The organism is Traorella sp. mt218 (genome assembly GCF_055420025.1).
Window position 1 is genome coordinate 1 of record NZ_JBVAYM010000005.1, and the last position, 22,756, is coordinate 22,756.

Annotated in this window: 25 protein-coding genes and 1 pseudogene; 1 reads left to right on the forward strand and 25 read right to left on the reverse strand. The window is 40.3% G+C overall.

Annotation, left to right across the window (positions count from 1 at the left end; all coding sequences use genetic code 11):
- The 3 genes and pseudogenes from ACZYT3_RS03685 to mnmM form a co-directional block, all read right to left on the reverse strand.
- Positions 1–1,578: pseudogene (locus tag ACZYT3_RS03685) on the reverse strand (SrtB-anchored collagen-binding adhesin); the annotation flags it as partial.
- Between the two features lie 329 nt (positions 1,579–1,907).
- Positions 1,908–2,573 carry a YoaK family protein gene (locus tag ACZYT3_RS03690; RefSeq protein WP_294562768.1) on the reverse strand — a complete coding sequence of 222 codons (666 nt, stop codon included), beginning with the start codon at positions 2,571–2,573 and terminating at the stop codon, positions 1,908–1,910.
- Between the two features lie 11 nt (positions 2,574–2,584).
- Positions 2,585–3,118, reverse strand: a complete 534-nt coding sequence (mnmM, locus tag ACZYT3_RS03695) for a tRNA 5-(aminomethyl)-2-thiouridylate-methyltransferase MnmM (protein WP_294562767.1) — start codon at positions 3,116–3,118, stop codon at positions 2,585–2,587.
- A 51-nt stretch (positions 3,119–3,169) separates the two neighbouring features.
- Here mnmM and ACZYT3_RS03700 point away from each other — a divergent pair, with 51 nt between their 5' ends.
- A complete protein-coding gene (locus tag ACZYT3_RS03700) occupies positions 3,170–4,312 on the forward strand; it encodes a CCA tRNA nucleotidyltransferase (RefSeq protein WP_464087730.1) in 1,143 nt (380 codons plus the stop codon).
- Positions 4,313–4,324: 12 nt separating this feature from the next.
- On the opposite strand, the gene ACZYT3_RS03705 is transcribed toward ACZYT3_RS03700, so the two are convergent.
- The 22 genes from ACZYT3_RS03705 to ACZYT3_RS03810 form a co-directional block, all read right to left on the reverse strand.
- Entirely contained in the window at positions 4,325–5,263 is a 939-nt protein-coding gene (locus tag ACZYT3_RS03705) for a magnesium transporter CorA family protein (RefSeq protein WP_294562765.1), read from the reverse strand.
- Positions 5,264–5,456: 193 nt separating this feature from the next.
- Positions 5,457–5,627: a rubredoxin/rubrerythrin gene (locus ACZYT3_RS03710; RefSeq protein WP_464087731.1), complete on the reverse strand. Its 171-nt coding sequence runs from the start codon at positions 5,625–5,627 to the stop codon at positions 5,457–5,459.
- 122 nt (positions 5,628–5,749) lie between these two features.
- On the reverse strand, positions 5,750–6,640 hold the full coding sequence (gene tsf / locus ACZYT3_RS03715) for a translation elongation factor Ts (RefSeq protein ID WP_294562763.1): 891 nt from the start codon (positions 6,638–6,640) through the stop codon (positions 5,750–5,752).
- An 18-nt stretch (positions 6,641–6,658) separates the two neighbouring features.
- Positions 6,659–7,624 (reverse strand): 30S ribosomal protein S2, encoded by a 966-nt coding sequence (gene rpsB / locus ACZYT3_RS03720; RefSeq protein ID WP_294562762.1) that lies wholly within the window; start codon positions 7,622–7,624, stop codon positions 6,659–6,661.
- A gap of 198 nt (positions 7,625–7,822) precedes the next feature.
- On the reverse strand, positions 7,823–8,707 hold the full coding sequence (gene xerC, locus ACZYT3_RS03725) for a tyrosine recombinase XerC (protein WP_464087732.1): 885 nt from the start codon (positions 8,705–8,707) through the stop codon (positions 7,823–7,825).
- On the reverse strand, positions 8,700–9,995 hold the full coding sequence (gene trmFO, locus ACZYT3_RS03730) for a methylenetetrahydrofolate--tRNA-(uracil(54)-C(5))-methyltransferase (FADH(2)-oxidizing) TrmFO (RefSeq protein WP_294562760.1): 1,296 nt from the start codon (positions 9,993–9,995) through the stop codon (positions 8,700–8,702). The genes xerC and trmFO overlap by 8 nt, the downstream gene beginning before the upstream one ends.
- Positions 9,988–12,117, reverse strand: a complete 2,130-nt coding sequence (topA, locus tag ACZYT3_RS03735; RefSeq protein ID WP_464087733.1) for a type I DNA topoisomerase — start codon at positions 12,115–12,117, stop codon at positions 9,988–9,990. Before topA ends, trmFO begins: the two co-directional genes overlap by 8 nt.
- A gap of 58 nt (positions 12,118–12,175) precedes the next feature.
- Positions 12,176–12,895 carry a DNA-processing protein DprA gene (dprA, locus tag ACZYT3_RS03740; RefSeq protein WP_294562758.1) on the reverse strand — a complete coding sequence of 240 codons (720 nt, stop codon included), beginning with the start codon at positions 12,893–12,895 and terminating at the stop codon, positions 12,176–12,178.
- 47 nt (positions 12,896–12,942) lie between these two features.
- The gene (locus ACZYT3_RS03745; RefSeq protein ID WP_464087734.1) at positions 12,943–13,566 is read right to left on the reverse strand and encodes a ribonuclease HII; all 624 of its coding nucleotides are present in this window, start codon (positions 13,564–13,566) and stop codon (positions 12,943–12,945) included.
- Positions 13,550–14,419, reverse strand: a complete 870-nt coding sequence (gene ylqF, locus ACZYT3_RS03750; RefSeq protein ID WP_464087735.1) for a ribosome biogenesis GTPase YlqF — start codon at positions 14,417–14,419, stop codon at positions 13,550–13,552. The genes ACZYT3_RS03745 and ylqF overlap by 17 nt, the downstream gene beginning before the upstream one ends.
- Positions 14,420–14,435: 16 nt before the next feature.
- Positions 14,436–14,849 (reverse strand): GNAT family N-acetyltransferase, encoded by a 414-nt coding sequence (locus ACZYT3_RS03755; protein WP_464087736.1) that lies wholly within the window; start codon positions 14,847–14,849, stop codon positions 14,436–14,438.
- Positions 14,850–15,404: a signal peptidase I gene (gene lepB / locus ACZYT3_RS03760; protein ID WP_464087737.1), complete on the reverse strand. Its 555-nt coding sequence runs from the start codon at positions 15,402–15,404 to the stop codon at positions 14,850–14,852.
- Positions 15,404–15,964: a signal peptidase I gene (gene lepB, locus ACZYT3_RS03765; protein WP_294561817.1), complete on the reverse strand. Its 561-nt coding sequence runs from the start codon at positions 15,962–15,964 to the stop codon at positions 15,404–15,406. Before lepB (ACZYT3_RS03765) ends, lepB (ACZYT3_RS03760) begins: the two co-directional genes overlap by 1 nt.
- Before the next feature lie 196 nt (positions 15,965–16,160).
- Positions 16,161–16,508 carry a 50S ribosomal protein L19 gene (rplS, locus tag ACZYT3_RS03770; RefSeq protein ID WP_464087738.1) on the reverse strand — a complete coding sequence of 116 codons (348 nt, stop codon included), beginning with the start codon at positions 16,506–16,508 and terminating at the stop codon, positions 16,161–16,163.
- Between the two features lie 117 nt (positions 16,509–16,625).
- Positions 16,626–17,357: a tRNA (guanosine(37)-N1)-methyltransferase TrmD gene (gene trmD, locus ACZYT3_RS03775; protein ID WP_294561815.1), complete on the reverse strand. Its 732-nt coding sequence runs from the start codon at positions 17,355–17,357 to the stop codon at positions 16,626–16,628.
- Entirely contained in the window at positions 17,354–17,845 is a 492-nt protein-coding gene (gene rimM, locus ACZYT3_RS03780; protein ID WP_464087739.1) for a ribosome maturation factor RimM, read from the reverse strand. Before rimM ends, trmD begins: the two co-directional genes overlap by 4 nt.
- A 34-nt stretch (positions 17,846–17,879) precedes the next feature.
- On the reverse strand, positions 17,880–18,128 hold the full coding sequence (locus tag ACZYT3_RS03785; RefSeq protein WP_294561813.1) for a KH domain-containing protein: 249 nt from the start codon (positions 18,126–18,128) through the stop codon (positions 17,880–17,882).
- Positions 18,128–18,400, reverse strand: a complete 273-nt coding sequence (gene rpsP / locus ACZYT3_RS03790) for a 30S ribosomal protein S16 (protein ID WP_071442457.1) — start codon at positions 18,398–18,400, stop codon at positions 18,128–18,130. The genes ACZYT3_RS03785 and rpsP overlap by 1 nt, the downstream gene beginning before the upstream one ends.
- Before the next feature lie 134 nt (positions 18,401–18,534).
- The gene (locus tag ACZYT3_RS03795; RefSeq protein WP_464087740.1) at positions 18,535–19,194 is read right to left on the reverse strand and encodes a DUF1287 domain-containing protein; all 660 of its coding nucleotides are present in this window, start codon (positions 19,192–19,194) and stop codon (positions 18,535–18,537) included.
- Positions 19,195–19,282: 88 nt separating this feature from the next.
- Positions 19,283–20,674, reverse strand: a complete 1,392-nt coding sequence (ffh, locus tag ACZYT3_RS03800) for a signal recognition particle protein (RefSeq protein ID WP_464087741.1) — start codon at positions 20,672–20,674, stop codon at positions 19,283–19,285.
- 59 nt (positions 20,675–20,733) lie between these two features.
- Positions 20,734–22,050, reverse strand: a complete 1,317-nt coding sequence (locus ACZYT3_RS03805) for a GNAT family N-acetyltransferase (protein WP_464087742.1) — start codon at positions 22,048–22,050, stop codon at positions 20,734–20,736.
- Complete coding sequence (locus tag ACZYT3_RS03810) at positions 22,047–22,754, reverse strand: leucine-rich repeat protein (RefSeq protein ID WP_294561809.1); 708 nt, start codon at positions 22,752–22,754, stop codon at positions 22,047–22,049. The genes ACZYT3_RS03805 and ACZYT3_RS03810 overlap by 4 nt, the downstream gene beginning before the upstream one ends.
- Positions 22,755–22,756: the final 2 nt, after the last annotated feature.

The following is a 22,756-nucleotide window of genomic DNA, read 5'->3' on the forward strand; positions in this document are numbered from 1 at the left end:
GTTTCCATAAGGTAAAAAGTCAGAAGAAGTAGAAACGATACCCTCAATATCTGTACGAATTGTTTTTACCACTTCATTTTTCTTGTATAACTTGCCCTCAACCAATACCGCATTATCATTTAATGAAATGATGTCAAAAGCAGTATCTTTCAAAGTGGCACTTCCTTGTGGCTTTGTATCGCCTGTTTCTAAATCTCGTTTCTGAATTTTGACACCGCCACGGATAACCTTATCTGATACGGAAAACTGGTTACTTCCAGATAATACGGCAAGGTCTCCGTCCTCGGTAATCTGTGTAAGGTATAAGCCTTTTATTTGTTCGGACTTATCGCCAGCCTGCATATATGCACCGTCAAGCAGGTAGCCGTTTGGAGCTTTTGTTTCTTCTACGGTTATCGTCCCAAGTGGAAGAACCGCCTTACCGTCCTGCATATAGAAGTTGTCGCCAGATACTTTGTATGCGTCCGCTAATTTTGTGATGTAATGAGTTCTCCCGTCGCTGTCTGTTTCAGCGATTGTCTTTGTAACCCATGTACGAGTAGCTTCGGCAGGGAGATTTCCTTTATTGTAGAAGCCAGCATAATACTTCCATGTAAATTCCGCACCTGCTAGAGAAGCGTTCCCCTGCGGATTGTCTTTCTGTGTTTCCATATCAATCTTGAAAAGCTCAATCAAAGTGTCCGTTACTTTTGGCGTATCAGATACTTTCAATGTTGCTGTCTTTCCAGCTTCAACCTTTAAGGAATATACAGTTTTATCCACTTTATATCCTGCTGGTGCGGATAATTCCTTGATATAGACTGTGCCAGCCGTTACCTCTACAACATCTGTATTTCCGTTTCCATCAGTCGTAAGGGTGGCAAGCTGTTTCGTACAGTCCTTATCAGAAAAGACACCATAGGTTGCACCAGAAATATAGTAATTCCCATTACCGTCTGTAATGCTGTTATTACTGGAAGTCTTTTGCAGTTTCGCATTTCCGACATTCAGCTTCGCCCAGAATTGTCCTAATTCCTGTCCCTCGCCAGAGTAGATATAACCGCCACATTCATAGCGTCCTTTATTTTCTTTGACAAAAGTTCTTGCACCAGCGAAAACTTCGTCCTGCGTTGCCTTTGGAATTTCATCATAAGAAGCTCGCACGTTATCACATTGCCAGCCAAGATGTACGCTCAATCTTTGCCAAACTACACATTGTTCCAACAGATAGACTTGTTTGTAATTCAGTTCCTTGTGAGCTTCGCCATACTGTTTGACATACTCTAAGGATAACGCCACATCTGAAATCTGGTTGGCACTCATGCGTGAGCTTGCGTCAGCTCTGGTCTTGTAGCCGTTCTTAAAATCTGTATTGATGTCAATACAATAGGCAGTTTCGCCCTCGACTTTCATATAGCCCTCATTGAATGTCGAACCGATAGAACCGTCATTCATTACTTTTTCAATGATACCGACACGCTCTGCACTTTCCGTCCAGTATTGCTTACTTTCTGCATGGACAGGTGTAGTCGGTAAAGCAGTAACGACAGTTGCAAGAACTAAGAAGCCCGTACACAATCGTTTCCATGTCTTTTTCATAAATCTAATGCTCCTTTCATTTTGGGTAATAAAATAGCCGTCCAATAAGAACGGCTGGAAATAGAAAAGGAACGTCATTTTAGGCGTTCCATAATCTATAAAATATTCAATTTTTTATACTGATGTGTTGCTCATCAAAATCTCAAATCAAGGTTATTTGACACCAATTTTGACACCAAATTTTTGTATATTGACGATTTTTGATGAAATGTGATAAATTCATAAAACCCGTAAAAAGCCTGTAAATAAGCACTTTACGGCACTCTATGAACTAAGACAAAAGCTACGCTGTAATAACAATAGTAGAGTGCTAATTTTTTTAAATTTTTTTATTCTTCTTCTTTTTTCTCTCGAACAAACATCAGAATGACCCCCAGCATCATAAATAAGGCCGCTATCCAAATGGAATGATTTCCCCATTGCCATGAACTTAAAGCCCCTAAACCGGCTCCCAGTGCAAAAATAAGGATCAATAGATAATAACGATAGCTTTTCCTTTTCACTTCTTCATCTTGACTGATATGGTACTGGCACAGCATTTCTGTCGCACTGCGCATATTGCCGATGCACATCGTGGTCGCATACATGATTCCCTTAAATTTGCGAAAGCTTTGCACCTGCATGGCACAAGCAAAAGATAATAAAATATTAGCAGCCATATCTGATTCTATAAATCCAGCTATGATAAGCAGGCAAACCTCACTGAAAAGAATCAGTTGTCGCCAATGCAGCATTTGTGAATATTTATATTTATGATGGATCCTTTCACTGACATAGACTCCAATCATAAAAGCGAGCACCGGCACAAGATAATGCAACGCCTGATCAAACTGGGCGCTCATCAGATTCTGAGCAAATAAAACGATATTTCCTGTCTGGGCATTCGCAAATACATGCCCACGACTATTATAAGAGTAGGCATCCTGAAAGCCTCCCGCAAGCGTCAGCATGATTGCCAGCGGCATCGACTGTGACATTTGTCTTTCCTGATTCATACTTCTTCCCCCTAATGCTTTTCAATTCCTATCAGATATGGTGCCTGATGTCGATTTAACAAGCCAAAGCGATAAACATCATACCACTTGCTTTCAAGACCAGCAAGTGCTTTTTCAATCTGCTCGGCTTCCAGCTTACCGCCTTCAAAACCCGGATAGCAGACAATGACGATCTTACCGCCATGGTTAAGCTTATCAAGTGCTTTTTTTATAGCCTCCAGCACCTCATGGGCCTGTGTCGTGATGCTTCTGTCACCCTTGGGATAATATCCCAGATTAAAGATTCCTCGATCAAACCGCTCCACATCTTCATCAAAATATAAATGGCTTTTATGATGAAAACTTATGTTCTTGGCCTGATGACAGAGCTTTTTCGCATCATCAAGAGCCTCCTTTTGAATATCATAGCTATGCACATATAAAGCATGCTGACTTAAAAATAATGAATCATGACCGCCACCACAGGTAAAATCAACAGCAATACTCTGTTCATCCATTCCCTCAAGCAATATATCATGAGCAATATCTACAACTTTTTTCAACATTCTCTTGTTACCTCTTCCTTTCCAATTTATAATAAAGCTAAGATGAAAACTTTGCAACTCTTAGTGCCTCAGCCGATTCAGGAAGTGATTCAAAAGCTGAGCGAACATTATGAAACCTATTATGTCGGAGGCTGTATCCGTGATTTTCTTTTAGGCAAAAAGGTTCATGACTATGATGCCGCCACTGCTGCCAGCACTGAAGAAATGAAAAAAATACTAGGAGAATACAAGATCATCGAAACAGGCATCCGCCACGGAACCCTTACGATCATCAACCAGCATCATCATATCGAAATTACGACATTTAGAATCGAACAAAATTATCTTCACCACCGTATTCCTGAAAAGGTTGCCTTTACGCGCTCTCTCCATGAAGATCTAAAACGCCGGGATTTTACGATCAATGCTTTTGCTTGTGATACAAACGGACATCTGATCGATGAGCATCATGGTCTTGACGATCTGAAACATAAGACCATCCGTTGTATCGGCGATCCTAAAAAACGGTTTCAGGAAGATGCTTTGCGCATTTTGAGAGCGATCCGTTTTGCATACTCTTTAAATTTTACGATCGAAAAAGAAACAGAAAAAGCCCTGTTTCAATCTCTTCCGCTTTTAGATGCTATTTCTATCGAACGTAAGGTCGATGAATTGAAACAGATTTTGATGGTTGAAGAAAAAAATCCTTATCCGATTCTTGTCTATTATCATCTGTTTCCCTATTTTAATATTCATGCCCATTCTTCGATATCAGATGCTCTTGAAGTCTGCCCGCATGATCTTGAATGTAAGATAGCCTGTCTTTTCTTTTCAAGTTCATATGCAAAGAAGATCTTAAAAAGTTGGCATTGTTCAAAAAAAATGATCCGACAGGTCGTAACGCTTGTCGAATATAAGAAGATTTCCCTTTCAAACGATCCACGCAGGCTGCGGCACTTGATCTACGATAATGGAATTGAGCTTAGTGAAAAGATCCTGCTTTTCAAGCAAATGGATCTTACACTGTTTCATCAGATGATCGGGCAGCATGATTATTTAGAAAAGCTGGCTGTGGACGGAAATGATCTCATCAAACTGGGATTTCAAGGAAAACAAATCAAGGAAGCCCTGCATCAATGCACGGATCTGGTGCTTGATGATCCTTCCCTCAATCAAAAAGAGATCCTTCTTAAATATATAAAAAATCCGCATTAGAGTGCGGAGTTTTTAATGAAACATATCCTTTTTCTTAAAGATCCATGTGGCAATCAGACAGGCAATCACTGCCAGAAGGGTCGGAAACCACCACTGTGCCACAGGAAGCCCTTCAACGTTCATTCCATAAAAGCTGAAAATGATATTTGGAATTGCCATAACGATCGTAATGACCGTCAGCACTTTCATAACGATATTCAAGTTATTGGAAATGACCGAAGCAAAAGCATCCATGGTACCTGACAAGATATTTGAATAAATATTACACATCTCAACTGCCTGATGAATTTCAATCATGACATCTTCTAAAAGATCCTGGTCATCCTCATACATTTTGATCAGCTTGCCACGCATGATCTTATTCAGAGTAACCTCATCTGACTTCAGAGAAGTGGAAAAATATACCAGTGATTTTTCAAGTCCCAGCATCTGGATCAATTCCTTATTCTGCATTGACTGATGAAGCTTTCTTTCTGTTCGTGAGGATTCACGGTCGATCTGACGAAGATAAATCAGATAACGTTGGGAAATCCTCAAAAGCAGCAAGAGCAGAAAACGTGTCTTGAGCTCTGTGTTCATTCCTTTGATCCTGCCTTCAGCCATATCCTCTATATTGAGATTTTCCTGAAGCGAGATCGTTACGATATAATCCTTCATGATGACGACACCTAACGGTAAGGTCGTATAAAGCAGCGTCTTGTTATTTGGATCATCATCAGCATTCGGATAATCCACGATCACCAGCGTCTGGCCTTCATCTTCATCATAATCCACGTGTGAGCTTTCTTCTTCATCTAAAGAAGCCTTGACAAATTCAGGAAGGACCTTAACTTCATTGACCAGATATTCTGTTTCCTCTGTACTCGGATGTACGACATTGATCCAGCAGCCTTTTTCAGGTGCTGCTATTTTTTTAGTTACATTATTAAAAGTCTTGTAGAATTCAATCATATTTCCTACCTCCCTTTTTACAGGAGATAGTCTTGCATATCTCCTGTTTTATTCTTCATTCTACTTCGATCAGGGCCTAAGGGCTCAGGAGACATACAAACACCTTCTTTCCTGTTTCATTATATCACAGTTTAAATCATCTGGTATCCATGAATTTATTCTTTTAAAAAAAATAAAAGCTGCCTAAGCAGCTCTACTCATTATTTTTAAATTCTCTTACAGCCATTTCGATTTCCGAATTCATATCTCTGTCACGATATGAATTCTTTGATTCACATAAAGGACAAACATAATCATCCTCATTGCTTAAAAAATCTTCACCATCATATTCATAGCCGCAAATCGAACACATCCACATAGTCATTCTTCCTTTCCATATTCTCATTCTTCTTTCATTTTGAGAATGATTACTAATATTATATCATAATATAGCGATTATTCAATCATGTATATAAAAAAACCTATGCATCAGCATAGGTTTTTCAATTATCCGTTGATCTGTGACATTACTTCTTCAGCAAAGTTTTCCTGACGTTTTTCAATACCTTCACCAACAGCATAGCGTACGAAAGACTTCACGCTTGCATTGTGATTCTTCACATACTGGCCAACCTTCAGATCCGGTTCCTTAAAGTAAACCTGATCAACTAAGCAAATTTCCTGAAGTGACTTTGTAAGTCTTCCTTCAACGATTCCGTGAAGTACTTTTTCAGGCTTGCTGGAAAGCTTAGGATCATTCTTTAAGATTTCCATCTGGACATGTCTTTCATTCTCAATAGCTTCCTGAGGCATATCCTCACGGGAAACATACTGCGGATTCATAGAAGCTACCTGCATTGCAACATCTTTTGCTACTGCTGCATCATTTGTACCTGTTAAAACAGTTAAAGCAGAGATCTTGCCGCCCATGTGAATATAAGCACCAAATACATCAGCATCTGTTTTTTCAACGATCTTGAATCTTCTGAAAGTGATCTTTTCACCGATCGTTGCCGTAGCATCGGTAACTAATTCTTCCAATGTCTTGCCATCCATACTAGCAGCCATTGCTTCTTCAACAGTAGCTGGCTTGTTTTTCAGCAATAAATTCTGGATCGTATCCATCAGCGCTAAAAACTGTTCGTTTTTCGCAACAAAATCTGTTTCTGAATTGACTTCAAAGATAACGGCTGTATTGTTGTCAACAGCTACACGAGTAGCTCCTTCCGCAGCAATACGTCCGGCCTTCTTAGCAGCCTTTGCGATACCCTTTTCTCTCAGCCATTCACTGGCCTTTTCAATATCACCGTCGCATTCAGTCAGGGCCTTTTTACAGTCCATCATTCCTGCACCTGTTTTTTCTCTTAACGCTTTTACATCTTGTGCCGTAATTGCCATTTGCTTTTCCTCCTGTTATTATTCGCCAGCTTCTGCTTCAGTTTTCACTTCGTTTGCTTCAGCTACCGGTTCAGCAACTGTTCCTTCAGTTGCAACCTCTTCCTTTTCTTTTCTTGCGAATGAGCGTCCGCCTCTTTTTGCATCTCTGTTGTAAGGACGACGCTGTGCCTGCTGAGCACGTCTTTCTTCGTTCTTCTGACGACGACGTCTTTCATTTTCAGCAATCTGTTCTTCTACATTCACGATTACATCTGCCATCGTAACATCCGGTTCTTCTTCAACCTGACGAGCTACTGACAGCAAGCCGCCCTTAGCTTCTACGATTGCATCTGCCATCAGTTCAACAACCAGCTTGATCGAACGGACAGCATCATCATTTGAAGCGATTGCATAGTCAACCACTTCAGGATCACAGTTCGTATCTACCATCGCAAATACAGGAATGCCTAATTTCTTGGCTTCCGCAACAGCATTATGTTCTTCCTTAGGATCGATCACGAATAAAGCGTTTGGAAGCTTCTTCATTTCCTTGATTCCACCTAATGAATTTTCTAATTTTGTTTTTTCCTTCTTGATCTGGGCAACCTCTTTCTTAGGATAAACCTCCAAAGAACCGTTTGCTTCCATTTCTTCGATTTCGATCAGACGTTTTACACGCTTCTGGATCGTTCTGAAATTTGTCAGAAGTCCTCCAAGCCATCTCTGATTAACATAGAATGAGCCTGAACGTAAAGCTTCTTCCATCACGATCTGCTGAGCCTGCTTCTTCGTACCGACAAAAAGTACCTTTCCGCCTTCAGCCGCAATCTGATTCAGCTTGTTGTAAGCTTCTTCGATCTGTTCCTGAGTTTTCTCAAGATTAATGATATATACACCGTTTCTTGATGTATAAATGTTTGGTTTCATCTTCGGATTCCATCTGCGAGTCTGGTGTCCGAAATGAGTACCTGCTTCCAATAATTTTCTCATTGAAATGACTGCCATATACTTTTCCTCCGTTTTTCCTCCATCATTTCATATCTCTGATAACCTATCATCATCAACCTGCTTCGGGACTAAGGCACGGATCAGAGAATCCATGATGTGTGTATTTTGCGCTTTGCGCTTGTTTATTATAGAATAAAAACGCCTGAAAAACAAGCGTTTTTATTGATTTCATAGGAATTTCAGCGTTATTGTCAGCTATCTGCGAGGAAAAGCTTTTTCATATGTATTTTTTAAATGCTCTCTCGATACATGCGTATAAATCTGGGTCGTTGAAAGTGAGGAATGTCCCAAAAGCTCCTGCACCACCCTGAGATCCGCTCCATTATCGAGAAGATGGGTTGCGAATGAATGACGAAACATGTGAGGATGTACCTTGAGAAGCAGATTGCTTTTTAAAACGACCTTATCTAAGATATATTGAACACCACGGGTCGTCAGAGGCTTTCCCTTCAAATTCAAAAAACAGATGCGCTCTTTTTCATCACACCATTTTTTACGTACCTGATTTAAATACAGCTTTAAGAAATCACCGGCTTCATCATAGAAAGGAACGATCCTTTCTTTGCTTCCCTTTCCGATGACCCGCAAAACATGGTCATTGAGATCGATATCATCAACTCTTAAAGAAACGACCTCACTGACACGTAAGCCACAGGCATACATGATCTCAAACATGGCACGGTTGCGAATATCTTCATCGTTATCAAGGGGAATGCTGTTTAATAAGGCATCCATTTCATCATAGAAAAGAAATTCCGGTATTTTTTTTTCTTTTTTTCCCAATTTGATCAATGCAAAGGGATTTGTTTCCAATCCATGATATTCACTTAAATAGCGATAAAATGAACGGACGGTCGATATCTTTCTCAAGACCGATGAATTTTTCAAATGACATTCCATTCGCAAATAAGTGATATAGTTTAGAATGATCTGACGGTCTGCCTGATCATAGCCGATCTGTTCTCTTTCCAAAAAGCTCTGGTAATGATTCAAATCACGCTGATAGGCATCTCTGGTATGCTCGCTGTCTGTATTGATCGAAGCGATGTAATCGAGAAATTTATGAATCCATTCATTCATCGAAGCATGCCTTCTTCTCTTTTATGATATCTAATGCCTGCTTTGCAAGCACTTCTTTTTTATTATGCTTATTCGTCTTAGAAAGACACTGCATGATGCCATAAGTAGCATTCATCGGCTGAAAGTATTTAGGATGCGTATGTGTGATATAATGCGCCATGGCTCCCATCATACAGCTTGGCGGCAGGATCACACATTCCCTTCCGTGAATACGATTGGCCATATTCAAGCCCGCCAGCAATCCGCTGGCAGCAGATTCGATATATCCTTCCACACCGCACATCTGGCCGGCAAAAAATAAATCATCTCTCAGCTTGCACTCATAAGTCGCTTTCAATACCTTAGGTGAGCAGATATACGTATTGCGATGCATCACTCCATAGCGGGCAAAACGGGCATTTTCAAGACCCGGAACCATTGATAATACCCTTTTCTGTTCCGGCCATTTCAAATGTGTCTGAAAACCAACGACATTATATAAAGAAGCAGCAGCATTATCCTGACGGAGCTGAACGACTGCATACGGCTTGATCTTATCCGTTTCCAGACCTACCGGCTTCATCGGTCCGAATAAAAGTGTCTTTTCGCCTCTTCTGGCCATTTCCTCAAATGGCATGCAGCCTTCAAAATATTTTTCTTCTTCAAATTCATGCATCTTGACACATTCCGCATGGATCACTTCTTGATAAAAAGCTTCAAACTCTTCTTTTGTCATCGGACAGTTGATATAGCTTGCTTCATCTTTATCATAGCGTGACTTATAGTAGGCTTTTGTAAAGTCGATCGAATCCTTTTCAATGATCGGTGCTGCCGCATCATAAAAATAGAATTCTTCTTCCTGAAGCAGATCCTGGATACTTTTTGAAAGAGCATCGCTCGTCAAAGGACCGGTAGCAATGATACAAGGACCCTTTGGAATCTCACATACTTCTTCATGAACGATCGTAACAAGCGGATGCCCGCTCAAACGCTGTGTAATTTCCTTTGAGAATGCTTCACGATCGACCGCTAAAGCACTTCCCGCCGGCAAGCGATGCTTTTCAGCGGCCTGCATGATCAAAGAATCAAACTGACGCATCTCTTCTTTCAAAAGTCCGATCGCACTTGTCAGTTCATTGCTGCGCAGCGAATTGCTGCAGACAAGCTCACTGAAATAAGCACTTTTATGTGCCGGTGTACTTTTTTCAGGCCGCATTTCGATCAAGGTCACAGGAATATTGCGCTTCACAAGCTGCCATGTAGCCTCACATCCGGCAAGACCCGCACCGATTACCTTGACACTATTCATTTTCTTCACCTTTTTTCTTTTTCGGCTGTTTCTTTATATAACGACATTTTGGAAAGCCTGAGCAGCCGACAAAGGTCGTTCCATATCTCGATTTACGTTCGATAAGCGGTTTGCCGCACTCCGGACACATCTCTCCTGTTGGCTTTGGTTCTTCCTTAGGCGCATTGATCTTTTTGATCGTTTTGCACTCCGGATAATTGGAACAGGCTAAAAAGCTGCCATAGCGGCCCTTCTTCATCACCATCGGACTGCCACAGTTAGGACATGTTTCCTCTGAGCGAACCTCTTCTTCGTTTTCACTTTTGGTATATTTGCAGGCAGGAAAATTGCTGCAGGAAATAAAGCGTCCATATTTTCCATTGCGATAAACAAGCTCACTGCCACATTCCGGACACAGCTCCCCTGTCTTTTGAGGGGCCACCTTTTCCATTTTTTCATAGGCTTCATCTAAAAGCGGTACGAATTTATCATAAAATTCTCTTAATTCAGTAACACTTTCCTTTTTGCCCTCGGCAATCTCATCCAGATCTTTTTCCATATTTGCCGTATAAGAAACATTGATGATGCTGGAGAAATATTCCTGAAGCTTGGCATCCGTCAAAATACCCTGCTCTGTCGGAATAAAGACCTTTGTCTTACTGTTTTCATTGCTTTTCACCAGCTCTACATATAAACGCTTTTGGATCGTATCGATGATCGTAGCATAAGTGCTTGGACGTCCGATTCCCTTTTCTTCCATTTCCTTGATCAGACGTGCCTCGGAATAACGCAGAGGCGGTTCTGTAAAATGCTGTTTTCTGTCTAAAGAAACATCCTTTAGGATTTCCTGCTCGCTCATTTCCGGAAGCACTTCATCCTTATTCTGTTCATAATCCCTATAAGCTTTCAAATAACCGTCAAAAGTCAATACCGAGCCTGACGCATTGAATTCATGACCTGCATTTTCAATCGTTACGCTTACGCTGTCGCTTAAGCTTGGTGCCATCAGATAAGCGATGGTACGTGCATAGATCAGCTTATACAGCTTATACTCGTCATTGGTCAGATCATCCTTGATCGACTCCGGCGTATAGTCAATATGCGTCACACGAATAGCTTCATGTGCGTCCTGCGCATTTTTATTATTTTTCTGATGTACCTTTCCTACATATTTCTTTCCATATTCTTTTTCAATATAGTCAAAGGCTTCCTTTACGAACACATCGCTCAGACGTGTTGAATCGCTTCGCATATATGTGATCAAACCTTCATGGTTTCCTTTAATGGAAATACCTTCGTAAAGCTTCTGGGCAATGCTCATCGTTTTCTTACTGGAAAAATTCAGCTTGGTAGAAGCCTCCTGCTGAAGCGTTGAAGTAATAAACGGAAGTCGCGGCTGTTTCTTTTTTACCTTTTTTTCTATTTTAGTGATGACATAATCACCGCTGCAGGCTTCCTCGATCGCTTTTGCTTCTTCTTCATTTTGGATCTTTACTTTTTTACCGTTAATTTTATTTAAAGAAGCCTTGAATTTCTTATGACCCTTCGTAATCAAAGCATCGATCGTCCAATATTCCTCACTTTTAAACGCCTGTATCTCTTTTTCTCTTTCAACGATCAGATTCAGCGCAACAGACTGTACACGTCCGGCACTTTTTGATTTGATCTTATTTTTCAGAAGTCCTGAAAGCTTAAAACCGATGATGCGATCCAGCATGCGCCGCGTTTCCTGGCTTTTCACCAGATCCATGTCAATGGTACGTGGTGATTTAAAGGCATCGATTACCGCATTCTTCGTAATTTCATTGAAGATAACACGGTTTTTCTGATCCTTATCGACCTCCAGCACCTCTGCCAGATGCCACGCAATCGCTTCTCCTTCACGGTCAGGGTCGCTTGCCAGATAGATTTCAGAACATTTCTTTGCTGTTTCCTTTAATTCCTTGACCGTTTCTCTTTTATCTTTGCTGATCACATAGGTCGGTGTGAAATTGTTTTCGATATCAATTCCCAGTCCTCCCTTACCACTTGTCGCTAAATCGCGTATATGTCCTTTGCTGGAAACGACCTTATAGTCATTTCCTAAATATTTTTCAATCGTTCTTGATTTTGATGGGGATTCCACAATTACCAGTTTTTTCATTTTTATCACACTCACTTCTTTATTATTATTCTTGTTTTTTTCTTTTTGTCAACACTTTTCATCTTTCCTTCATAAAAATACCCGCTCCCTGTTCGATCAGACAATTACAGCCCATGCCAAAATCATCATCAAAACGATATGGAAACGCAATGACTTCCTTATTCAATGACTGGGCATAATCCGCCGTGATCATCGTTCCGCTTTTATTTCTGGCTTCAACGACATAACATTTCTCTCCCAGGGCCGCTAAGATCCGATTACGCCAAGGAAAATGATGGGCAAGCGGCAGCGTACCTGACGGATATTCACTCAGCAGCAATTGACTGCTTTTCATTTTTTCATACAGCCAGGCATTTTCTTTCGGATAACTCTTATCCAAGCCACAGCCGATAACACCGATCGTCCTGTAATTCAGCTTAAGGGCACTTTGATGTGCCAAAGCATCGACTCCCTTAGCCATCCCGCTGACGATTACCGTATGTGCATCCAGTGAACGAATCAATTCATGACAGCCGTTATGAGCATATCCGGAACAGTTTCTTGAACCGATCACGCATACCTTAGGATATTTAAGAAGTGTAAGATCACCTTCATAAAAAAGAATATAAGGAGGATATTCCAAAAGAAAAAGCTCCTTGGGATATTCTTCATCCAATATCGTAAGATATTGCTGGTCACAACGGACTTTTTTCCATGTTTCATCACGCATGATCGCCCGATGCATCGAAGCATATTCTCCACGATATTTTAATGCATAATATAAAATCTGTTCTCTCATAAAAAAACCACCTCTACTCTTATATATGCATGAAAAGGTGATTTTTCCTAAAAAAATTGTAATTGTTTTATTTTTTGTTTCGCAACCGGTCCATAACTTTGACGATGGATCTCTAATATACCATATTTTTCAATAGCCTCCAGATGCTGCTTCGTACCATATCCCTTATGCTTCGCAAAACCATATTCCGGGTATAAAAGATCATAGCCCTTCATGATATGGTCACGGACGACCTTGGCTAAAATACTGGCAGCGGCAATACTGACACTTTTCTGATCACCCTTGATGATATCACAGACCTCACAGGACATATGATGCAGCGGCATCGCATCCGTCAGGATCCCATCTGCATATGTAAATTCACGTCCGAGCTCCTCCATCGCTTTTTGTGTTGCCCGATAAATATTTAATTGATCGATCTCTTGCGTACTTACGATCCTGATATGGTACTCTAACGCTTCACGTATAATGATCTGAAACATTTCTTCCCGCTTCTTTTCGCTGACCTTTTTTGAATCATAGATTCCCTCATGGTGATAACCCGCTTCAAAACAGACGGCTGCCACTACCAACGGTCCCGCCAACGGCCCTCGACCTGCTTCATCCATGCCGATGACATATTTTTTTCCATCCTGCCACCAGCGTTTTTCATATTCATTCGCTGTTTCCATCGCTTCGCTCCCAGCTGATCCGGCCAATCAATCCATCACGGGCTTCACGGATGAAAAGATTCATTGCCTTCTCCTCATCCAGCTCATTGGCTGTTTTAACGCACCCGCGTTTTCTGGCAATACGCCGTAAATTTTCCAATGGATCATCACTTAATTCAATTTCATAGCGGCTTATCAGATACTGCGGATAATACTCCATACAATATTTTAAACCAAACATGAAGATTTCCCCCATAGGTAAGATTTCATCACGGATGGCACCGCTGATACCTAAACACAAACCTACATTCTCATCTTCAAACTTGGGCCACAAAACTCCCGGTGTATCTAATAATTCAAGATCCTTATTGATCTTTACCCACTGCAGCGAACGCGTCACTCCCGGACGATCCGCTGTGACAACAGCCTTTTTCTTAGCAACTCGATTAATTAATGTCGATTTGCCGACATTGGGAATACCCACGATCATGATACGGATGGCTCTTGGATTGATCCCTCTTCTTTTCTGTCTTTCGATAAATGAAGCCATGATTTCCTTACTGGCAAAAGTTAATATCTGCGTCATGTTATCCTTTAATATGTTACAGCCTAAGACCTTTGTCGTTTCATTTTTTAAGCTGGAAATCCATTTTTCCGTTTCCTTAGGATCCGCCTTATCTGTCTTGGTCAGGATGATACAACGTGGCTTATGTGCGATCAGCTCTTCTAATAAAGGATTTTTAGATGCATTGGGAATACGGGCATCACGACACTCTACCACCATATCCACCATTTTCAATTTTTCCTGCATTTCCCTTTTAGCTTTGGTCATATGCCCCGGAAACCAGTTGATATTTATTCTGTTTTCGCCCATGATTCACTTCCTCTTTTTATACATTCTCTATCCAAAGAAAGACACCCTCCTGCTTTTTTGGATCATATTCAAATCCGCAATGGATATAAAACAATCTGTTGCCGGCCGTCGGATTTGCTTCTATACATATCTTATCGCCCTGATCCAACCGGCTTTTGCAAAGCGTCAAGATTTCCGATACGATCTGTTTCCCATATCCTTTTCTTTGATATTTCGGATCAACGATGATATCTGTCAACATTCCTTTACAGGAAAAATCACCGACCAATCTTCCCATCGCTATGATCTTGTGATCATCATAAAGTCCGAGTGTTATCATCGTATTGTCAAGAGCCTTCTTCAACTGAGTGATACCAATATCCCGCCAGCCGACAGATCTTCTCATCTTAAAAAAATCTTCCGCTGTGATTTCATATTTGACTCTAATCATTTATTTTACCCCAAATTCATCAAACGGGTAATAGATAAAAATGCCCACACTCGTAATTTCATCCTTGTGAAAAGCTCCGACAACCCTTGAATCCGTGGAATGCTGACGATTATCTCCCATTAGAAAATATTCATCTTCCCCTAAGGTAACAGGGCCAAAATCCTCGGTCAGCCTTCCATAGGCTGCTACCTCACTTGCTACATATTCAGCATCTAAGAAATCCTGTTCAATCGGTTCATTATTGATATAGATCACATCATCACGACATTCAATGGATTCATTCGGCAAACCGATGACCCTTTTTACCCAGTGATCCGCACTGTTATCCTTAGCCTCTACAACAACGATATCAAAACGGTGAATCTCGAAATTCCTGGAAATAATGCTTGAAAAACCTCTTTCTTTATCCTTCAATGTCGGATACATGCTGTTACCGATGACCTGAATCGGATTGACGATAAATCGAGTAACCACCATAAATACCAAAAACCAAAAAACAAGAAGTTTCAAAAAATCAAAAACTTCTTTTTTTACATCAAAATTTTTTTCTTCCATCACTTCACAACCTTTCCATGGTTAAAAGGCCACAATATAAATATATCCTTCGCAATCAATTGACTCATATCAAACGGTCCTACGATTCTGGAATCCAGCGAATGCACACGATTGTCGCCCATCAGAAAGACCTCATTGTCCTTAAGCGTAATTTCACTGAAATCTTTCGTAAAAAAACCATGTTCTTCAATTTCCTGCCGGACGTATTCTTCATCAAGAAAATCTTCCTGAATAGGCTCTCCGTTGATATATATCTGGTTATCTTTACAGGAAATCGTTTCTTTCGGAAGTGCTATTACACGCTTGACCCAGTATTCGTTGTCAACCTTCACGATAACCACGTCAAATCGTTCCACTCCCTGCGTTTTTAACGACAGGATGCTTGAAAATCCAAAGTCCTGATCATGCAATGTCGGATCCATGCTTTTCCCTTCGATCTGTATCGGATAGGCGATAAAATTAACGACGAAAAGCATGACGGCCAGACAGACTAAAAAAGTAACCTGCATCTGAAGTATATTCAATAATTTTGTTGTCGTCTTATTCCCAATTTTTCTCATGTTCTTATTATATCATTCTTTTTATAATTTTGTACTTAAATAAATAAATTGTCACAAAACATCCTTACACAAAAATCATTTTATAAGTCAAAGCATATACAAATAAAATGACGTCAATTCATCTATTTATATCATTGATGCACCTTGTCAGCTTTCTTTATCACAACTATCAAAAAAACAGACCGAAGTCTGTTTTCTAGCGAATCTCCTTGATACGAGCTGCTTTTCCGGATAATCCACGCAGATAAGTCAGCTTGTTTCTTCTTACCTTACCTACACGAGTTACCTCGATCTTATCAACAATTGGCGAATGCAGCGGGAATGTTCTTTCTACACCGACACCAGTTGAAATCTTTCTTACGATGATGTTTTCATTGATACCGCCGCCCTGCTTAGCGATAACGACACCTTCAAATACCTGAATTCTTGATTTGTCGCCTTCTTTGATCTTTACGTGAACTTTTACCGTGCTTCCGCTTCTGATTTCAGGAAGATCTTTTTTTAACTGTGTTTTTGTAACTTCATTTACTAGATTTAAATTCATCTTTCTTCTCCTTTTCTCATGTATTTTTTTACGCTTATTCATTCGTATTGCTACCAGCGGAATAATCGTGCCTGTTTAAGCCTATTTATAATAACATAAATGAAATATAGGATGCAATTATTTTTTTTGATTTTCTTCTATAATTTCATTTAAAAACTGTTTTTCTTCTTTGGTAAATGCCCTTTTTTCCAACAGATCGGGACGTCTTATATAAGTCTTGCGCAATGATTCCTTCAATCTCCATTTACGAATATTTTCGTGATGACCGCTTAAAAGGATCTCCGGAACCTTTTTTCCATCATATTCGATCGGGCGTGTATATTGCGGATACTCAAGAAGACCGTTTTCAAAGCTGTCATCCTCATGGCTTTCCTTCGTGATCACACCCTCCAGCAGGCGTATGATCGCATCAGAAATCGTCATGGCGCCAATTTCACCGCCTGTAAGCACAAAATCACCAATGCTTACCTCTTCATCCACATAGTCACGAATACGCTCATCAAAGCCCTCATAATGACCGCAGATAAGGATCAGATGCTCATATCTTTGAACATAGTCATGAGCCATCTTCTGATGAAAGACCTTCCCCTGCGGTGTCAGCAGAATGACATGTGAATTTTCTTGGCGAACAGCTTTCAGACAGTCTGCGATCGGCTGGACCATCAAAAGCATTCCTACCCCTCCGCCACAAGGTGTATCATCAACATGATTGTGCTTATCCAGCGTGTATTGACGATAATCAATACATTCAAGCTCAACCGCTCCTTTTTCAAGAGCCTTTCTGATGATAGAGGTCGATTTAAAAGAATCAAAAAATTCCGGGAAAAGCGTCAGGATCGTAATTTTCATAGCATGCCCTCGATCACATCCACATCGATTCTTTTTTCATCAATATCGACATTTAAAATAAATCGGTCGACATACGGAATTAAAATATCCTTCTTATTTTCACAAGAAATGCGTAAGATCTCATGTGCCTGTGTTTCCAATATTTCACTTACCTCACCTAAAAGCTCATCATGATAATATACCTGACAGCCCTCAAGCTCATAGTAATAAAAATCATCATCCTCACTGCCATCCACTTCGATCAAAAGCTCAAGACCCTTATACTTCTCAACATCATTGATGTTATGATGATCTTTAAATGTCACCAGAACACAGCCCTTATGAATACGGAAAGAATCTATTTCAAAACAGATGGTTTCTTTACCATAATGAACAAATACTTCATTTCCCTTTGAAAATCTCTCTTCTAAAGAATCCGTATTCGGTATGACCTTCAATTCCCCTCTGATTCCATGGGTATTCACTATTTTTCCTATACTCAGATGCATACTCTCACCTCTAAAAATAGGATGCAACTGCATCCTAATAAGATTCAAACTTGATCGTAATCTTTTTATCTTCCTTGCGGCTTGCTACTGACATCATTTGGCGGATACTGGAAGCCATCGCTCCCTTCTTGCCAATCAAACGTGCCACGTCATCACTGTTTGCGTAAACATAAAGACAGATTTCATGCTCATCCAACGTCTCCATCTGTTTCACTGAAAGATTCAGCGAATCACTGACGATAGGTTCGCACAGGTTATATAAAACCTTTTCGTAATCGATCATTATTTTGACAATTTAGATTCGTGGAACTGTTTCATGATACCCTGCTTAGATAAAATGTTACGAACCGTGTCACTTGGCTGTGCACCATTCTTCAACCATTTCATAGCAGTTTCAGCATCAACTTTTACTTCCGCAGGATTTTTAGTCGGATCATAATATCCAATTTGTTCAATAATTCTTCCATCTCTAGGAAAACGGGAATCAGCAGCTACAATTCTGTAAAAAGGAGCTTTTTTAGATCCCATTCTTTTTAATCTTAATTTAACAGCCATGTGTTTATTTCCTCCATATTTTCTATACGGACATGATTCTACCATACAGAAGAATAGATGTCAAGGTTTTTTACTTGACATCCATCACTATTTTCATGCTCTTCCAAATCAAATAATATGCTCCCTATTGATGCCTATTCACTTATTCTAAAATGAGCAATGATCTCATATCTTCCTAATACATCTTCTTCATAACGAAATTGAAAAGGTGAGGCATGGTGAATCAGAAATGGAATTCCTTGCTTATTTCTTTTATCCGATACGATACCGATATGTTCATGAAAAACAACGATATCACCACCCTGCCACTGTTCGATATCATGAATGTCTGTCGTTAAAGAAAGGGCATGATTTTGAAAATAGACAAGTAAGTTACGCACCCGTCGGAAATCTATATTCGCATCTGCCGCCTCAATATCATAATCCTCAGGATGGGCAGCGATATCTTCATCGACAAGTACCTGTAAGTCATAACCGGCATCTTTCAAGGCAAAAGCCACGACATCACTGCATACCCCATAGCCATCATCCGGATAACCTCCTTGATAATAGACACTTTTATATTTAGGATGAGTATTGATATAATTACGTGCATTCATCAGGATATCACTTTGATCATCGATCCCATCCTGATCCTTATCCACAGAGCTTTTCAATGTTTCAATACCAAAATAAGCATTGTCATAAGAGCGATGAGGCAGTATGTTGAAATGATACAGGATCATGATCAAGACACTTATCATCAAGATAGCACCAACAAGTAAAATATACTTTTTTCTGGTTTTTTTGTTCATGTTTTCCCTCCTGCACCTATTCTACCATATTCTTATTTTTTTATTTCTTACGTTTTCCTTGCAAATGAAAAGAAGCCCTTTCGGACTTCTATCTTCTTCTTCCTTTTGTTTTCAGCTTAGGACGATTCATGCTGCTGGAACGCATCATCTGATTCATCTTCGCCATATTGGGCATACCGCCCTTCTGCATCTGACTCAGCATCTTCATTGCCTGCTTGCTTTGCTCGTACTGCTTGATCAGCTTATTGACATCACTGACCTGTACACCGCTTCCCTTTGCGATACGGCTCTTACGAGAAGCCCTCAGAATGCCTGGATCATCTCTTTCTTCCTGTGTCATCGAAAGAATGATGGCCTCTGTTTTCTTCATGTCATGACTCGCCTTGACCTCATCGATCTGACCTGCCATCTGGCTCATACCGGGAATCATCTTCAAGATGCCGCCAAGCGAACCCATTTTATTGACCTGGCGAAGCTGCACCAGCATATCATCAAGTGTAAAACGCCCGCTCATCATGCGCTTGGCCGTTCTTTCACTTTCCTCAAGATCCATCTTCTCCTGTGCCTGTTCCACAAGAGTCATGATATCACCCATACCTAAAATGCGATCTGCCATACGATCCGGATAGAAAATATCCAGATCATCGATCTTCTCACCCTGACTGGCAAACTTAACCGGTATTTTGGTAAGTGAGCGGACCGAAAGGATACCACCGCCTCGGGCATCGCCATCCATCTTAGTAGCAATCAAGCCGGTCACATGCAGCTGCTCCGTAAAGCTTTGAGCCACACTGACGATATCCTGGCCACTCATCGCATCTACCGTCAGCAAGATCTCATTCGGTTTTAGATAAGCTTCGATATCTTTTAACTCCTGCATCAATTCTTCATTGATGTGCAGACGTCCGGCCGTATCAAAAATAAGCGTATCATAGCTGTTGGCCTTCGCATAATCAAGCGCATGCTTTACCTGCGTCAGCACATCGACATCGACACCTTCGCTGTACACCTCAACATCAATGCTTTTTCCAAGCGTTTTTAACTGTTCAATGGCTGCCGGACGAATAATATCACAGGCAACCAGTAATGGTTTTCTGCCCTTTTTCTTTTTCAAAACATTGGCAATCTTTGCGGCAGCCGTCGTTTTACCGGTACCCTGAAGACCGACCAGCATGATCGTTGAAAAAGAAGTCAGATTCAACTCATTATCACCGTCACCCAACAAAGCAACGATCTCATCATGAACGATCTTAACAACCATCTGACTTGGATTCAATGAATCCATGACTTCTGTACCCATTGCCTTTTCTTTGACATTGGCAATAAAATCCTTCACGACCTGATAGTTTACATCTGCTTCCAGAAGTGACATGCGCACTTCCTTCAGCATCTCATTCATATTTTTTTCTGTCAGCTTACCTTGACCCGATAAGTTTTTAAAAGCCTTATTTAATTTATTTGTCAATGATTCAAATGCCATACTCCACCTCGTTTTGCCTCACCATTATACCATAATTTTCACAAAAGACTATACCATTCTTAAAGATAGCTTTTGAAATGCTCGCGCTTCATCTCATAATCCACACTGCTACGTTTTTCACCTAACTGATTCACCCAGGAATCAATATTCACTCTTACCTTTTTAAAACCTAGCTGTTCATAGACATGCTGTGCACGCTCATTTTCTAAATCAGTATCTAAAATAATTTTTACCATTTTTTCTTCTTCAAAAAGGTATTGGATCAGAAGGCTTAAGACTTGTTTACCATATCCTTGATCCTGCATTTTTAAATCACAAATCTTAATACCAATTTCAGCTGTTTTATCATCAACATAATGAAGCCCCATCTCTCCGATAGCACGAGAATCTTTTTCAATGATCAGTCTTTTATGATTTGTATCTGAACATAACTGTTGTTTTACCTTAGCCTCATCAATATGTAAGCCTTTCGGAAAACCTGCATGAGCCATTACACGGCCATCATTCCACCATTCTACCAGCTGACTGGCATCATCTTGAAAAGCACTGCGAATCGTGAAAGAACCATGTTTCAAATAAATGTTCTTTTTCGTTACAGTTTCCTCTTTTTTTCGATAAATCTGAATATCAAATTCAATCTCCGTATCCAAATGTTCCATCTCAGCTACCTTATGTGCAGCCTCTTTACTGCTTTTCCAATAATAAGGCGTCATCATAAACAAAGCCTCAATATCATCATGATCATCGATATGAATGACATCCTCGACCTTCACACGCCCGATCAGTTCAAAGCGTTCATCCTTGATCAATTCCATCTCATTTTCATAAACCTGATCATATAATTTCTTTTTCAAACCATAAAGATGACGCCGATGCGGAGCCACCCGTATATAAATCCCTCGATTTTTCAAAACACGCGCACACTCATCAACAGGTGCAGGTGCAAAGATATTCGTTATGCCATCAATACTTTCATCCTCAAAAGGCAAACGAAAAATGCTGGCAACGACATACTGGGTATGCTTATCCATCCGTGAAGCTATCTTTAAAGCATCTTTACTTAGATCCACGCCATAGCATTCAGCCACATGTCGGCTCATGCCGGAAGTATAATAGCCTTCCCCACAGCCCAGATCCAGCAATACCCTTACCTGTAACCGAGTCACAATTTCTTCTAATCTTTCTTTTAAGAGGTGATAATAATCGGCATTCAAAAAGCGATGACGTGCGGCTACCATTTCTTTTGAATCCCCATGATTTCCGCCAAGCATCAGGTTTACATAGCCTTGTCTGGCCCTGTCATAGGTATGATTGTTTTCACACCTGAAAGTTTTCTCACAGCATACCAGCTTAGCACCGCACTTAGGACAGATCATAGAAGCGCCTTTCTGGCGTCATTATATATTATCTTAAAATCTTCAAATGTCACATCCTGATATCCCTGGTCGTTTTTACGATAGATAAAGATATGGTCATGACCATCTTTATAAATATTATATCTGTTACCACTCAATTCGATCTCTCCGAAATCATAGCGATTCTCATCCTTGCGCATCTGCAGCTCAAGATCAGCAATTTCTTCCTTCTCGATACGCCACGTATAAGTTCCGTAAATCGGAAATGCCTTGATTACGATGACCGTATCTTCAACTTTCTGTTCATTCAGCCTTATGAATTTCATCTCGATATTTGAACGGACATCCACCGGCTGATCAAAGTCAACCTGACTCAGCACTTTTTTATAATCATCGTAGGTTTCATAAGGAACGATGACCAAAGAAACGGGATTCCCTACAAATGCATCTTTCGCAATGACCGGAACCTCCAATCTTGAAAAAACGATCTTTTCGATTCGATTATTTGCGAAAGCTCTGCTTTCGATCCATTTGATTTTTTTATGAAAATGAATCTGCGTCAAATAATTTCCTTCAAATGTTTCGACACCTATGGTCGTTGTCTTTTCTCCCAGATGTACATAATGAAGCGATTTTTTCTTAAAATCATCACCATCGATCACCAGTACGAAATCATTAAAATACAATTCTCCGTCCTTAAACAAGTAAAGCCTTTTTTCAACCATTC